The sequence below is a fragment of the Streptomyces sp. NPDC055287 genome (assembly GCF_053646035.1).
On record NZ_JBSHNE010000004.1, the window covers coordinates 44,797 to 58,621 of the forward strand.

Here is a 13,825-nt window from a genome sequence, read left to right on the forward strand (position 1 = left end):
TGCCCCCCACCTTGCGGGTCCGAACCCCCCACAGGAGGTCATTACGTGAAGCACCGACGCATAGCCAAGCGACGTGTGGCAATTGCGGGAGCCGGTATCGCAGCCCTGGTTGCAGCGGGACTCACCTTCCAGACTGCGAACGCCAGCGAGGAAGCACCTCAGTACGCAGTCAAGACGCTGTCGGCGACGGGGGCCGGAAAGCTCGCTTCCGACCTCGACTCGCTCCTGGGCGGCGACGCGGCCGGGGCGTACTACGACAGCAAGTCCAAGGCACTCGTGGTCAACGTCGTGGACGAGGCGGCGGCCCAGGGCGTACGGAAGGCGGGCGGCAAGGCCAGAATCGTCGAGAACAGCCTCGCCGAGCTGAAGGCCGTACGGAGCACCCTGACCGACAAGGCCACCATCCCCGGCACCTCGTGGGCCACCGACCCGGTCACCAACAAGGTCGTCGTGACGGCCGACCGTACGGTCAAGGGCGGCGCGTGGACGAAGCTGGAGAAGGTCGTCGGCGCGCTCGGCGAGAAGGCCGAACTGAAGAAGTCGGCCGGGGAGTTCAAGCCGCTCATCGCGGGCGGCGACGCGATTCTCAGTGGCGGCGGGCGGTGCTCCCTCGGCTTCAACGTCGTCAAGGACGGCGCCCCGCACTTCATCACGGCGGGTCACTGCGGCCAGGCCGGCAGTCAGTGGACCGACTCCACGGGCGGCGCTCTCGGCACGATGGCCGCCTCGACGTTCCCGGGCAACGACTTCGCGCTCGTGAAGTACGACGACGGAGTCGAGCACCCGAGCGAGGTCAACCTCTACAACGGCAGCACGCAGCCGATCACCAAGGCGGGCGAGGCGACCGTCGGCATGAAGGTGACGCGCAGCGGCTCCACCACGCAGGTGCACGACGGTGAGGTCACCGCGCTCGACGCGACCGTCAACTACGGCAACGGTGACATCGTGAACGGGCTCATCCAGACCACGGTCTGCGCGGAGCCCGGTGACAGCGGCGGTTCGCTCTTCGCGGGCGACGCGGCGATCGGGCTCACCTCGGGCGGCAGCGGTGACTGCGCGTCGGGCGGGGAGACGTTCTTCCAGCCGGTTCCGGCCGCGCTGGCCGCGCTGGGTGCGGAGATCGGCTGAGCCCCCGGCCCATGGCACCGGCCGGCTGATGCCGGCCGGTCGCGAGGCCCCGTCCGGTGCGCGTGCGTGCGCGCCGGGCGGGGCCTTTTCGCCGCCGCCGGTGGGGCTCCGCTCCCCGCCGTTGTCCTCACAGGCCGGACGGGCTCGGACTCTCGGGGGCAGCCGGCGCCGCCGGAGGCACCGCGGATGTGCGCAGTGTGGCCGTGATCACGGTGATGACCACGCCCGCGATCGCCCAGATCGAGAGCACCTGGAGCGGCCCCGAGATCGCGTTCCCCTCGAAGTACGCGATCGAGCGCGCCGCCCACGTGCCCGCACCCGGTGGCAGCGCGGGGCCGATCGTCTCCCAGAACGGCGGCAGCATCGGCAGCGGGAACGCGCCGCCCGCGCTCGGGTTGCCCGCGATCACCACGATCAGGACGGCCAGGCCGATGCCCACGATGCCGGTGAGCGCCTGGAGCGCGAGGGTGAGTGCGCCGACGGCGAAGACGACCAGGGCGCCGAGGCCCCACAGCGCGACGACGCTGCCGGGCAGCGCCCCGAGAATCGGGCCGACGATGACCGTGCCGCCGATCCCGCCCGCGATCGAGTACAGCGCCATGACGCCGAGCCTGATGACGGCCCGCTGTCCGTTGGCGGGCCGTGAGCCCGCGCTGATCGCCAGGATCGAGGCGCACAGGTACCCGCCGACGCACCACCCCACGACCAGATAGAAGGCGGAGAGCCCGTCGAAGTCCTGGTCGGACGCCGGGGCCACGTCGACGGTTCTCACCTCCCGCCCCTGGGACGCCTCGACTCTGGTCGCGAGCGCGGTCAGGGCGGAGGACAGCACGGTGCCTCCGCCGGAGGCGACCAGCAGGGTGTCGGTCTTCGAGGCCGGGTCGACGATCAGGGCGCCGTCGATCTCCCGCTCCATGATCTGCCGGCGGGCCGTGGCCTCGTCCGCGACCGTGCGGGGGTCCAGAGGGTCTCCGGGCAGGCCCTCGAGCTGCTGGACGAGCCGGGTGGCCGACTGCTCGGGCGCGACGACGGCGAAGGGGACGTCACTCGGCTTCGGGTTGTGCAGCGCTCCCACGTACGACGCGATGAACAGCAGCTGCAACGCCAGCACGCCGATGACGAGCAGCGCGGCCCGTGGGGTGACGGCGTTCTTCAGCTCGTCGACGAAAGTCATGCCCCCACGCTCGGCGGCCTCCGGTGTTTGCGCAGGTGGGGCGGGGCTGAATGGCGGAGAACACGGTGATCGTACGAATGTTCGAAACTTGGTCTATGGTGGAGACAGGGGGAGGTGAGACCGGACGGATTCAGGGGATTCAGGAGGTGCGATGCCCGCGTTCACGCATCTGCACACCGTTTCCGGGTTCTCCCTGCGCTACGGCGCCTCTCACCCCGAACGGCTGGCCGAGCGCGCCGCCGAGCACGGTATGGACGCCCTCGCTCTCACCGACCGGGACACCGTCGCCGGCACGGTCCGCTTCGCCAAGGCCTGCGCGAAAGCCGGCATACGACCGCTCTTCGGCGCGGAGCTGGCGCTGGGGCCGGGGGAGCGTACCCGGGAAGAGGGGCGTACGCAGCGTCGGCGCACGCCGGTGCGCGGCGGAGCCTTCGTCGACGAGTCCGCGCCCCGCGCCACCTTCCTCGCCCGGGACGGCGCCGCCGGCTGGGCGGACCTCTGCCGGCTGATCTCCGCTGCCCACGAGGCCGGCGGGCGCAACCCCGTCCTGGACTGGGCCCACAATCTCGGCGACGGGCTCACCGTCCTGCTCGGCCCCGGCTCCGACGTCGGCAGAGCGCTGGCCGCCGGCCGGCCCGACCGGGCAGCCACGCTGCTCGCGCCCTGGCGGGAGATCTACGGCGACGCGCTGCGCCTCGAAGTCGTCCACCACGGCCGTACGGGCACCGGCCCCGGCTCGCTGCGGCTGGCCGCCCGCACCCTCGGCCTCGCCGCCACGCAGGGTGTGGCTCCGGTGCTCACCAACGCCGTGCGGTACGCCGACCCGGGCCTCGGTCCGGTCGCCGACGTACTCGACGCGGCCCGCAGGCTCGTCCCCATCGACCCGCGCGGGCCCCTCGACAGCGGCGAGCGCTCGCTCAAGAGCGCGCAGGAGATGGCGCGTACCGCCGAGCTGGTCGCAGAGGCCGCCGGATACCGCCGGGCCGCCGCCCACCGGCTGCTGACCCTGACCGAGGAGACCGCCGCCGCCTGCCGCGTCGACCCCGAGGACGACCTCGGGCTCGGAGTCGTCCACTTCCCCGAGCCGCACCTCGTCGGCGCCGGCCGTCGCACCGCGCAGCGCGTGCTGGCGTCCCGGGCCGCCGCCGGAATGCTGCTGCGCGGCTACGACCGCGGGCCCCGGGCGCGTGAGTACTGGCAGCGGATGCACCACGAGCTGGACATCATCGCCCACCACGGTTTCGCCTCGTACTTCCTCACCGTCGCCGGGGTCGTCGACGACGTGAAGAACATGGGCATCCGGGTCGCCGCGCGCGGCTCCGGCGCCGGATCGCTCGTCAACCACCTCATCGGCATCGCGCACGCCGACCCCGTCGAACACCACCTGCTGATGGAACGCTTCCTGTCCAAACGGCGGTCCGCGCTGCCCGACATCGACATCGACGTCGAGTCCGCCCGCCGCCTGGAGGTCTATCGCGCGATCATCGGCCGCTTCGGCGTCGAGCGGGTCGCGACCGTCGCCATGCCCGAGACGTACCGGGTGCGGCACGCCGTACGGGACGTGGGCGCCGCACTCTCCATGGACCCGGCCGAGGTGGACCGTATCGCCAAGGCGTTCCCGCACATCCGGGCGCGCGACGCCCGCGCCGCGATGGAGGAGCTGCCCGAACTGCGCGAGGTCGCCGCCGAGAAGGACCGGTACGGGCGGATGTGGGAACTCGTCGAGGCGCTCGACGCGCTGCCGCGCGGGATCGCCATGCACCCGTGCGGGGTGCTGCTCTCCGACGCCTCGCTGCTGCGCCGCACGCCCGTCATGCCCACCAGCGGCGAGGGCTTCCCGATGTCCCAGTTCGACAAGGACGACGTCGAGGACCTCGGGCTGCTCAAGCTCGACGTACTGGGTGTACGGATGCAGTCGGCCATGGCGCACGCGGTCGCGGAACTGCGGCGGGCTGCGGACGTGACGCTCGACCTCGACGACCCGGAGCAGGTGCCGCAGGGCGACCCGGCGACGTACGGACTGATCCGCTCGACCGAGACCCTCGGCTGCTTCCAGATCGAGTCGCCGGGCCAGCGCGATCTGGTCGGCAGGCTCCAGCCCGCGACCTTCGGCGATCTGGTCGTCGACATCTCGCTGTTCAGGCCGGGGCCCGTCGCGGCCGACATGGTGCGGCCCTTCATCGAGGCCAGGCACGGCCGCGCGCCCGCCCGATACCCGCATCCGGACCTGGAGGACGCGCTGCGGGAGACGTACGGCGTGGTCGTCTTCCACGAGCAGATCATCGAGATTCTGCGGATCATGACCGGCTGCGACCGGGGCGAGGCGGACCAGATGCGGCGCGGGCTCTCCGACCCGGAGGCGCAGGGGCAGATCCGGGCCTGGTTCGCGGAGCGGACGGAGCAGCGGGGTTACTCGCCCGAAGTGACCGCCCGTACCTGGGAGATCGTCGAGGCGTTCGGGTCGTACGGCTTCTGCAAGGCGCACGCGGTCGCCTTCGCCGTGCCGACGTACCAGTCGGCGTGGCTGAAGGCCCATCACCCGGCGGCTTTCTACGCCGGACTGCTCACGCACGACCCCGGCATGTACCCGAAGCGGCTGCTGCTCGCGGACGCTCGGCGGCGCGGAGTGCCCGTGCTGCCGCTGGATGTGAACAGGTCGGCGGCCGCTCATCGGATCGAACTGGTGTCTGGCGGAAATGGTGCAAAGCGGGAGTCGGGTGCGGTATGGGGGATCCGGCTCGGGCTCGCGGACGTCCACGGCATCAGTGAGGCCGAGACCGCGCGGATCGTGGCGGGCCGGCCCTACTCCTCCCTGCTCGACCTGTGGCAGCGGGCCCACCCGAGCCGGCCCGTCGCCGAACGGCTCGCGCAGGTGGGGGCGCTGGACGCGTTCGGTGCCAACCGCCGCGACCTGCTGCTCCACCTGTCCGAACTGCGCGCCGCGCAGCGCACTTCCGGCGCGAGCGGCGGCCAGCTCTCCCTAGGCGAAGGCCAGAAGGCGGCCCCGGCCGGGCTCCCCGACCTCAACGAGGCGGAGCGCCTGAGCGCCGAACTCGGCGTCCTCGGCATGGACGCCTCCCGTCACCTGATGGGCGACCACTACACCTTCCTCAAGGAGCTGGGCGCGACCTCCGCCAAGCGGCTCCGGATGGCCGAACACGGCCAGACCGTCCTGGTCGCGGGCGCCAAGGCCGCCACCCAGACCCCGCCGGTCCGCTCGGGCCGCCGGGTCATCTTCACGACCCTCGACGACGGTACGGGCCTGGTCGACCTCGCCTTCTTCGACGACAGCCACGCGGCGTGCGCGCACACCGTCTTCCACTCCTGGCTGCTGCTGGTGCGCGGCGTGGTGCAGCGGCGCGGGCCGCGCAGCCTCAGCGTGGTCGGCTCGGCGGCCTGGAACCTGGCGGAGCTCGTGGAGCTGCGGCGTACGGGCGGACTCGACGCGGTCGCGGCGCGGCTGGCGGCTCCCGCCGAGCCGGCGGAAGAGGCACCCGGGCAGGGCGACGACGGCCGGCGCATCCACCTGCCCACCGGCTACGAGATGAACCCCTGGGCGGACCTCCAGCCCGCGGGCGAAGGAGTCCCGACCGGCCGCAAGCTGTGGCATTCGAGCCCCGGGAGCGCGGGATGATCCTTTACGTACGCTTCCACGCCGCCGGGGCCGAGCTGTCCGAGGCCGCGCTCCCCACCCTGCTCGGGCTGATCGAGGACATCACCCCCACCGTCCAGGCGCTCCCGCCCGACGGCGCGCTCGTCGATGTCCGGGGCGCCGAGCGGTACTTCGGGCGCGACGCGGCCGGGCTCGCCGCCCTGCTGCGGGTGCGCGCCCTCGCCCACTGCGGCGCCGACTGCACGATCGGCGTGGGCGCCAACCCGCTGCTCGCCAGGACCGCCGCGCAGGACGCGCCGCCGGGGAAGACGCTGGCAGTACCCGGCGACCTGGAGGCCGCCGCCGCGTACCTCGGCCGCAAGCCGGTCGCCGCACTGCTCGGCGTCGGACCCGCGACCGCCCGCACGCTCTGCTCGTACGGGCTCGACACCGTCGGCAAGGTCGCCGCCGCGCCGCTCGCCACCCTCCAGCGGATCGTCGGCGCGCGGGCGGGGCGCGAACTCCAGGAGAGGGCGAGCGGCATCGACCGTACGCCGGTCGTCCCGAACGCGGCCTCCCGCTCGCTCGCCGCCGAACGGCGCTTCGACCGCGACGAACTGGACCCGGTACGCCACCGCCGCGCCCTGCTCTCCCTCGCGCAGGAGGTGGGTGTCAGGCTCCGCGGCGAGGGGCAGGTCTGCCGCTCGCTGACGCTGACCGTGCGCTACGCCGACCGCTCCACCACCACCCGCACCCGGACCATGGGGGAGCCGACGGCCCACTCGGCGGCGCTCACCACCACGGCGTACGGGCTCTACGAGGCGCTCGGCCTGCAACGGGCCAGGGTGCGCGCCGTCGCACTGCGCGCCGAGGGGCTGGCTCCGGCGGAACAGGCCGCACACCAGCTGACGTTCGACCCGGCGGACGAAAAGGCGCGCCGGATCGAGGCGGTGGCGGACCGGGCGCGGGCGAAGTTCGGGCCGCGGGCGGTGCTTCCGGGGTCGCTGGCCGCCTGACGGCTCGTTGAAACGGCTGCCTCAGCAGCCACCCGTACCGCCTGGTTGACTCTCCGTCAATTTTTACCGGCGCGTCACTTCACTCTTCCACTACTCGCGCGTAATTTAGCGGCAGCACGGCATCTTTGTGATCCGGATCACGGGCGCACCTCGTCGCAACTCCCCTTGAGCCGCAAGGAGATCACCCGATGCTGCCCTGGAAGCGCGCACTCAGACCCGCCGCCGCCCTGCTCCTGGCGCTCGCGGCCACCCTCACCCCCACCGCCACCGCGAGCGCTGCCACCCCGGCCCCCACCAGCGGGTGGAACGACTACTCCTGCAAGCCGACCGCCGCCCATCCCCGCCCGGTCGTCCTCGTCCACGGCACCTTCGGCAACTCCGTCGACAACTGGCTAGGCCTCGCCCCGTACCTGGTCCGGCGCGGCTACTGCGTCTTCTCCCTCGACTACGGACAGCTCCCCGACGTGCCCTTCTTCCACGGCCTGGGCCCGATCGACAAGTCGGCGGCCCAGCTCGACACCTTCGTCGACAACGTGCTCGCCACCACCGGCGCCCCCGAGGCCGACCTGGTGGGCCACTCCCAGGGCGGCATGATGCCGCGTCACTACCTCAAGTTCCTCGGCGGAGCCGACGAGGTGAACGCCCTCATCGGCATCGCGCCCGACAACCGCGGCACGACCCTCCTCGGACTCGCCAAACTCCTGCCCCACTTCCCGGGTGCCGGCGATCTGCTGACCGCCAAGACCCCGGGCCTCGCCGACCAGATCTCCGGATCCGCCTTCCTGACCAGGCTCAACGAGGGCGGCGACACCGTTCCGGGGGTGCGCTACACGGTCATCGCCACGCGGTACGACCAGGTGGTCACCCCGTACCGCTCCCAGTTCCTCGACGGTCCCGGCGTACGGAACGTAACTCTCCAGGACCTGTGCCCCGTCGACCTGTCGGAGCATGTGGCGATCGGCCTGATCGACCGGATCGCGTTCCACGAGGTGGCCAACGCCCTCGATCCCGGCCGGGCCACCCCGACGACCTGCGCGTCGGCACTCTGAGACACGGCTGCCGCCCCCACCCGGGAAACGAGGTGGGGGCGGCAGCGGTCCTGCGCGCCGGTCGGTGCCCGGGCACCGACCGGGCGGGTCAGCGGCGGGCGGCCTTGCGGCGGACCGAGCCGAACATCACCGCGGCACCGACGGCCAGCGCGGCGGCGCCACCGATCGCGATGTACGCAGTGGTGCTGTCGCCACCCGTCTCGGCCAGGTTCTCGCCGGCGTCAGCGGTGACCGGTTGCGCGGCGTCACCCTTCACCTCCGGTGCGTTGGCGGCGGGCTTCTCGGCGGCCGGCCGGTCGGCCGGCTGTACGGCGTCGTCCTGGCCCGCTTCGTCCTGTCCGGCGACCGGGGCCGTTACCTCGGCGCCGGTCTTGTTGTCGCTGTCGCCGTGGCCGTTGTGCTCCACGGACGACTCGTCGGCGCCGTCCGCGATCTCCTGCTCGCTGGGTGCGGACGCGACCGGCGCGGGAGCCGCGCCCGAGCCGCCGGTGTCCGTGCCGAACACCACGTCGGAGCAGGTGTAGAAGGCCTCGGGGCTGTCCGAGCGCTGCCAGACGCTGTAGACGAGGTGACGGCCCGACTTGTTCGGGACCGTGCCGTCGAAGACGTAGTCGCCGTTCTCCATCCTCGGGTCCGTGACGCTGGCGAACGGCTTCGCCTCCAGGTCGGACCACTTCAGCGGCTTCGTCGGGTCGTAACCGTCCTTGGTGAGGTACAGCTCGAACGAGCCCTTGTGCGGGGCTGTGCCCTTGTAGCGGAAGGTGTGCTTGCCGGCGGCGAGCTTCGACGACGGCCAGTCGGCGCGAGGCAGGTCCAGGCCCTTGTACTTGTCGTTGCCCGCGCTGCACAGCTTGCCGTCCGGGATCAGCTGCTTGTGATTCCCGGCGGCGTTCGCGATGTTGACCGCGTTCCAGTCGTAGAACGCCTGCGCACCGCTGGCCGCGACCGCCGCCTTGCACGCCGCGGAGTCTGGGCTCTCCGGACCCTCGGCGTAACAGGCCGACACCCGCGAGACCGGGTCCGTCATCGAACCGTGGGCGGAAGCCGGAGCGGCGGACAGGGCGGTCAGCGCGAGCGGCGCGATGCCGAGGGCGGCGATGGAGGCAGCGGTACGACGGCGACGAGCGGTCATCGGGACGTTTCTCCTAGCGATGGGCGAGCGTGTGGGGGCACGGGGGCGGAGATCGAGTCCGGCGGCGCAGCCCCCCGAAAACCAGCGGCGCCGACGGACTGAACCCCGCCCCGGCGATCAGCACGCTAGCCCCAGGAACCGGCGGAAACCGCTGCTGGCAGCGGTGCGCACGATCTTTATGGTGGCTTTAAGGCGAGACTAAGAAGGGGCTCAGGAAGCCGGGCCGCAGGAGCCCATCCAGCAGCAACGCCCGGGCATGGCGGCGGCCGGAACAAGATGGCCGGGTTGGTGCTTTCTCAGGAAGATGATCACGACCGGTGAGGCAGATGGCGGCGGGCAGCGCGCCCGTCTTGAGACGCAGAGGGACTCTGCGGCCGTCAAGAACGGTCAGCCGACCCACCGGTAACGGCGCTCCGGCCGCCCCGTCCCGCCGTACCGCAGCGTCACCTCGGCGCGGCCCGTATCGGCGAAGTACTCCAGGTAGCGGCGCGCGCTGACGCGCGACAGCGAGCCCGACGCTGCGCACTCGGTCGCGGACAGGCCGCCGGGGTGCTCCCGCAGGGTGCGCTCCACCAGTTCCGCCGTGTGCGCCGCGAGGCCCTTCGGCAGCTCGCGCGAGCCCGGCGGGCGCGTCCCGAAGATCTGGTCGACGTCCGCCTGGCGCGCCTCGCCCTGCTCGGCGAGCTCGTCGAAGCGGGTACGCATCGACGCCACATGCCGCAGCTGCTCCTGGAGCGCGGCCTGGTTGAACGGCTTGATCAGATAGTGCAGGGCGCCCGCCCGCAACGCCGCCCTGATGATCTCCGCATCCCGCGCCGCCGTGATGAACAGGGCGTCAACGGTGTGCTTGTCCTCCTGGTCGGCGGCCCGCTCCTCCGCCGCGCGCAGTTCGCGCAGCACGCTGATCCCGTCCATGTCCGGCAGATACACGTCGAGCAGGACCAGATCGGGACGAAGCCGCTCGGCCGCGCGCAACGCCTCGGCGCCGCTGTGCGCCACCGCGACGACCGTGAATCCGTCCATCGCGGACACGTAGCGGCTGTGCAGCTTGGCGACCATGAAGTCGTCGTCCACCACCAGCACCTTGGTCACCGCGCAAGGCTAGGGCGCGACCACAAGGACCACAACGTCCGTTGATTGCGGAAGGGAGACAGCTTGTTAACGCGCGGGCAACATGTGGGCCACTTCACAAGTTCGCCGGATTTCCCAGCGAATTCCCAGTTCAAACGGACAGGTGGTGGCCCAGGTGCGCATGCGCACTCCCCTCGCCCTGCTCGGGGCGGCACTGCTGGTACTGGTGGGGCCGCCGCTGCTCACGACAGGCAGCGGCGCCGACACCGGCACGCAGATCCCCGGCCTGCGCTTCATGGTTCCCAACACACCCGGCGGCGGATACGACATCACGGCCCGTACGGCCGCGAAGAACGCCGAGGACGCCGGGCTGACCCACAACATCGAGGTGTTCAACCTGCCGGGCGCCGGCGGCACCGTCGGCCTCACCCGGCTCGTCGGCGAACACGGCAACGGCAAGCTCGCCATGTCGATGGGCCTCGGAGTCGTCGGCGCCGTACACACCAACAAATCGCCCAAGACCCTCGGCGACACGACCCCGATAGCCCGGCTCACCGAGGAGCAGGACATCGTCGTCGTCGCCAAGGACTCCCCGTACAAGACCATCGACGACCTCGTCGCCGCCTGGAAGAAGAACCCCGGCAAACTCCCCGTCGGCGGCGGCTCCTCACCCGGCGGGCCCGACCACCTCGCCCCGATGCTGATGGCGAAGGCCGCGGGCATCGAGCCGAAATCGGTCAACTACATCCCGTTCGACGGCGGCGGCGAGCTGCTCGCCTCCATCCTCGGCAACAAGGTCGCCTTCGGCGTATCGGGCGTCGGCGAGTACCTCGACCAGATCAAGTCGGGTGAGCTGCGGCTGCTCGCCGTCACCGGACCCGAGCGCGTCGAGGGCCTCGACGCCCCGACCCTGCGCGAGTCGGGACTCGACACGGACTTCACCAACTGGCGCGGCATCGTGGCGCCGCCAGGCCTCACCGACGCCGAGCGCGACAAGCTCGTCACACTCGTCGAGGAGCTGCACGACTCGCCCGAATGGCAGGCGTCGATGAAGAAGAACGGCTGGGACGACGCGTTCCTGACCGGCGAGAAATTCGGCGACTTCCTGGACGAGCAGGACAAGCGCGTGGACGCGGTGCTGAAGGAGCTGGGGCTGTGACGACCGGAACCGAAACCCCCGCCCGCGCGCCCCGGTCCTGGCTGCGCGAACACTCCGAAATCGGCGTCGGCGCCCTGCTGTTGCTGCTCGGATTCCTCGTCCTCACCGACGCCCTCACCATGGACGTCGACCTCACCCAGCGCGGCCCCGTCGGCCCCAGGACCGTCCCGGTCGTCGTCGGGATCGCCCTGCTGCTCGTCGCCGTACTCCTCACCGTCGACGTCCTGCGCGGCGGCCGCGGCGAGGCCGAGGGCGGCGAGGACATCGATCTGAGCGAGCCGGGCGACTGGCGTACGGTCCTGCTCCTCGCCGGCGTCTTCCTCGGCAACGCCGTCCTCATAGGCCCGCTCGGCTTCCCCGTCTCCGGCGCCCTGCTCTTCTGGGGATCGGCGTACGCGCTGGGCAGCCGCCACTACGACCGCGATCCGCTCATCGCCGCAGGCCTCTCCCTCGTCACGTTCTTCGTCTTCAACAACCTGCTCGGAGTCCCGCTCCCCGGTGGCCCCCTGATGGAGGTGCTCTGAGTCATGGACTCCCTCAACTCCCTTCTCGACGGGTTCGGTACGGCCCTCACGCCCGTCAACCTGCTCTGGGCCGCGATAGGCGTCCTGCTCGGCACGGCCATCGGCGTACTGCCCGGCATCGGGCCCGCGATGGCGGTCGCCCTGCTGCTGCCCGTGACGTACGGGCTGGAGCCGACCGGTGCCTTCATCATGTTCGCGGGCATCTACTACGGCGCGATGTTCGGCGGCTCCACGACCTCGATCCTGCTCAACACCCCGGGTGAGAGCGCGGCGGTCGTGGCGGCCATCGAAGGCAACCCGATGGCGAAGGCCGGACGCGGCGCGCAGGCTCTCGCGGCCGCCGCCATCGGTCACTTCGCGGGCGGCATGATCGGCACGATCCTGCTGGTGGCGCTCGCCCCGACCGTCGCCTCGCTGGCCGTGGACATCGGCGCGCCCGACTACTTCGCCATCATGGTGCTCGCCTTCATCGCCGTGACGTCCGTACTCGGCTCCTCCCGCATCAGGGGCGCGGCCTCGCTGCTCATCGGCCTGACCATCGGCCTGGTCGGCCTCGACCAGATGACCGGCCAGCAGCGCCTCACCTTCGGCTCGCTCCAGCTCGCCGACGGTATCGACGTGGTGATCGTCGCGGTCGGCCTCTTCGCGATCGGCGAGGCGCTCTGGGTCGCCGCGCACCTGCGGCGCGCGGTCGCCGAGCCCATCCCGGTCGGCCGCCCGTGGCTCGGCAGGGCGGACGTGAAGCGCACCTGGAAGTCCTGGCTGCGCGGGCCCGTCATCGGCTTCCCGTTCGGCGCGATCCCGGCCGGCGGCGCGGAGATCCCGACGTTCCTCTCGTACGTCACCGAGAAGCGCCTCTCCAAGCACAAGGAGGAGTTCGGCAAGGGCGCGATCGAGGGCGTGGCCGGGCCGGAGTCGGCGGCCTCCGCCTCGGCCGCCGGCACCCTCGTCTCGATGCTGACGCTCGGCCTGCCGACGACGGCCGTCGCCGCCGTCATGCTGGCCGCGTTCCAGCAGTACGGCATCCAGCCGGGCCCGCTGCTCTTCGAGCGCGAACCCGACCTGGTCTGGGGCCTGATCGCCTCGCTCTTCGTCGGCATGGTGCTGCTGCTCCTGCTCAACCTGCCGCTGGCGCCGCTGTGGGCGAAGCTGCTGCGCATCCCGCGTCCGTACCTCTACGCGGGGATCCTCTTCTTCGCGGCGGTCGGCGCGTACGCGGTGGGCGGCGAGGCACTGGACCTGGTGATCCTGCTGGTCATCGGCCTGATCGGGTTCGGCATGCGGCGGTACGGGCTGCCCGTCCTGCCCGCGGTGATCGGTGTCATCCTCGGCCCGGCCGCCGAACAGCAACTGCGCCGGGCCCTCCAGATCAGCGACGGCAGCGCGACCGGACTGTTCAACACCCCCTTCTCGATGACGGTTTACGCCGTGATCGTGATCCTGCTCGCCTGGCCCTGGCTGAAGAAGGCGGTGACGCGACGCCGTCGTAACGTGTCGGCATGACCGACGACACCATCCGCCCCGCAACCCCCGCCGACGTACCGAGCGTGAAGGCCGTGACCGACGCGGCCTATCACCACTACATCGAACGGATCGGCGTCGTGCCGGTCCCGATGGAGGCCGATCACGCGGCGAACGTCGCTGCGGGGCGGGTGTTCGTGACGGGCGACCCGGTGCACGGCGTCCTGGTGCTCGTCCCCGGGGAGGACCACCTCTTCCTCGACAGCATCGCGGTCCACCCCGACGCCCACGGGCAGGGGGTGGGCCGCCGCCTGCTGGAGTACGTCGAGGAGTACGCGCGCTCGCTCGGGCTGGGGGAGGTGCGTCTGTGCACGAACGCCAAGATGTGGGAGAACCAGAAGATCTATCCCCACTTCGGGTACGAGCTGGTGGAACGGCGCGTGGAGGGCGTGTACGACCGCTTCCACTACCGCAAGCGGCTGCGGGGCGCCCCCGGCGGCCCCGCCTGATTGTCAGTGG

General features: G+C 71.6%; 11 protein-coding genes. 8 read left to right on the forward strand and 3 right to left on the reverse strand.

Annotation, left to right across the window (positions count from 1 at the left end; all coding sequences use genetic code 11):
- Positions 1–45: 45 nt before the first annotated feature.
- Entirely contained in the window at positions 46–1,128 is a 1,083-nt protein-coding gene (locus ACWIHY_RS08230; RefSeq protein ID WP_454374827.1) for a S1 family peptidase, read from the forward strand.
- Positions 1,129–1,255: 127 nt separating this feature from the next.
- On the opposite strand, the gene ACWIHY_RS08235 is transcribed toward ACWIHY_RS08230, so the two are convergent.
- Positions 1,256–2,302, reverse strand: a complete 1,047-nt coding sequence (locus tag ACWIHY_RS08235) for a DUF3533 domain-containing protein (protein WP_454374828.1) — start codon at positions 2,300–2,302, stop codon at positions 1,256–1,258.
- A 151-nt stretch (positions 2,303–2,453) separates the two neighbouring features.
- On the opposite strand from ACWIHY_RS08235, the gene ACWIHY_RS08240 reads away from it, so the two are divergent.
- The 3 genes from ACWIHY_RS08240 to ACWIHY_RS08250 all read left to right on the forward strand — a co-directional run bounded on the left by ACWIHY_RS08240 (position 2,454) and on the right by ACWIHY_RS08250 (position 7,959).
- Positions 2,454–5,936 (forward strand): DNA polymerase III subunit alpha, encoded by a 3,483-nt coding sequence (locus tag ACWIHY_RS08240; protein ID WP_454374829.1) that lies wholly within the window; start codon positions 2,454–2,456, stop codon positions 5,934–5,936.
- On the forward strand, positions 5,933–6,910 hold the full coding sequence (locus tag ACWIHY_RS08245) for a DNA polymerase Y family protein (RefSeq protein ID WP_454374830.1): 978 nt from the start codon (positions 5,933–5,935) through the stop codon (positions 6,908–6,910). The genes ACWIHY_RS08240 and ACWIHY_RS08245 overlap by 4 nt, the downstream gene beginning before the upstream one ends.
- Before the next feature lie 188 nt (positions 6,911–7,098).
- Positions 7,099–7,959: an esterase/lipase family protein gene (locus tag ACWIHY_RS08250; RefSeq protein ID WP_454374831.1), complete on the forward strand. Its 861-nt coding sequence runs from the start codon at positions 7,099–7,101 to the stop codon at positions 7,957–7,959.
- An 88-nt stretch (positions 7,960–8,047) separates the two neighbouring features.
- Here the strand turns inward: ACWIHY_RS08250 and ACWIHY_RS08255 are convergent, their stop codons facing one another.
- Both ACWIHY_RS08255 and ACWIHY_RS08260 read right to left on the reverse strand, forming a co-directional pair.
- Positions 8,048–9,091, reverse strand: a complete 1,044-nt coding sequence (locus tag ACWIHY_RS08255; protein WP_454374832.1) for a lytic polysaccharide monooxygenase auxiliary activity family 9 protein — start codon at positions 9,089–9,091, stop codon at positions 8,048–8,050.
- 387 nt (positions 9,092–9,478) lie between these two features.
- A complete protein-coding gene (locus ACWIHY_RS08260) occupies positions 9,479–10,183 on the reverse strand; it encodes a response regulator (protein WP_454374833.1) in 705 nt (234 codons plus the stop codon).
- A gap of 154 nt (positions 10,184–10,337) precedes the next feature.
- On the opposite strand from ACWIHY_RS08260, the gene ACWIHY_RS08265 reads away from it, so the two are divergent.
- The 4 genes from ACWIHY_RS08265 to ACWIHY_RS08280 are packed head-to-tail and all read left to right on the forward strand — an operon-like array spanning position 10,338 to position 13,815.
- Complete coding sequence (locus ACWIHY_RS08265; RefSeq protein ID WP_454374834.1) at positions 10,338–11,321, forward strand: Bug family tripartite tricarboxylate transporter substrate binding protein; 984 nt, start codon at positions 10,338–10,340, stop codon at positions 11,319–11,321.
- The gene (locus tag ACWIHY_RS08270) at positions 11,318–11,845 is read left to right on the forward strand and encodes a tripartite tricarboxylate transporter TctB family protein (protein WP_454374835.1); all 528 of its coding nucleotides are present in this window, start codon (positions 11,318–11,320) and stop codon (positions 11,843–11,845) included. The genes ACWIHY_RS08265 and ACWIHY_RS08270 overlap by 4 nt, the downstream gene beginning before the upstream one ends.
- 3 nt (positions 11,846–11,848) lie before the next feature.
- Complete coding sequence (locus tag ACWIHY_RS08275) at positions 11,849–13,348, forward strand: tripartite tricarboxylate transporter permease (RefSeq protein WP_454374836.1); 1,500 nt, start codon at positions 11,849–11,851, stop codon at positions 13,346–13,348.
- Complete coding sequence (locus ACWIHY_RS08280; RefSeq protein WP_454374837.1) at positions 13,345–13,815, forward strand: GNAT family N-acetyltransferase; 471 nt, start codon at positions 13,345–13,347, stop codon at positions 13,813–13,815. Before ACWIHY_RS08275 ends, ACWIHY_RS08280 begins: the two co-directional genes overlap by 4 nt.
- Positions 13,816–13,825 lie beyond the last annotated feature (10 nt).

Coding starts and splice junctions, on each gene's coding strand:
- ACWIHY_RS08235 (WP_454374828.1), bottom strand. CDS start 2,302: ATGACTTTCGTCGACGAGCTGAAGAACGCCGTCACCCCACGGGCCGCG.
- ACWIHY_RS08240 (WP_454374829.1), top strand. CDS start 2,454: ATGCCCGCGTTCACGCATCTGCACACCGTTTCCGGGTTCTCCCTGCGC.
- ACWIHY_RS08245 (WP_454374830.1), top strand. CDS start 5,933: ATGATCCTTTACGTACGCTTCCACGCCGCCGGGGCCGAGCTGTCCGAG.
- ACWIHY_RS08250 (WP_454374831.1), top strand. CDS start 7,099: ATGCTGCCCTGGAAGCGCGCACTCAGACCCGCCGCCGCCCTGCTCCTG.
- ACWIHY_RS08255 (WP_454374832.1), bottom strand. CDS start 9,091: ATGACCGCTCGTCGCCGTCGTACCGCTGCCTCCATCGCCGCCCTCGGC.
- ACWIHY_RS08275 (WP_454374836.1), top strand. CDS start 11,849: ATGGACTCCCTCAACTCCCTTCTCGACGGGTTCGGTACGGCCCTCACG.
- ACWIHY_RS08280 (WP_454374837.1), top strand. CDS start 13,345: ATGACCGACGACACCATCCGCCCCGCAACCCCCGCCGACGTACCGAGC.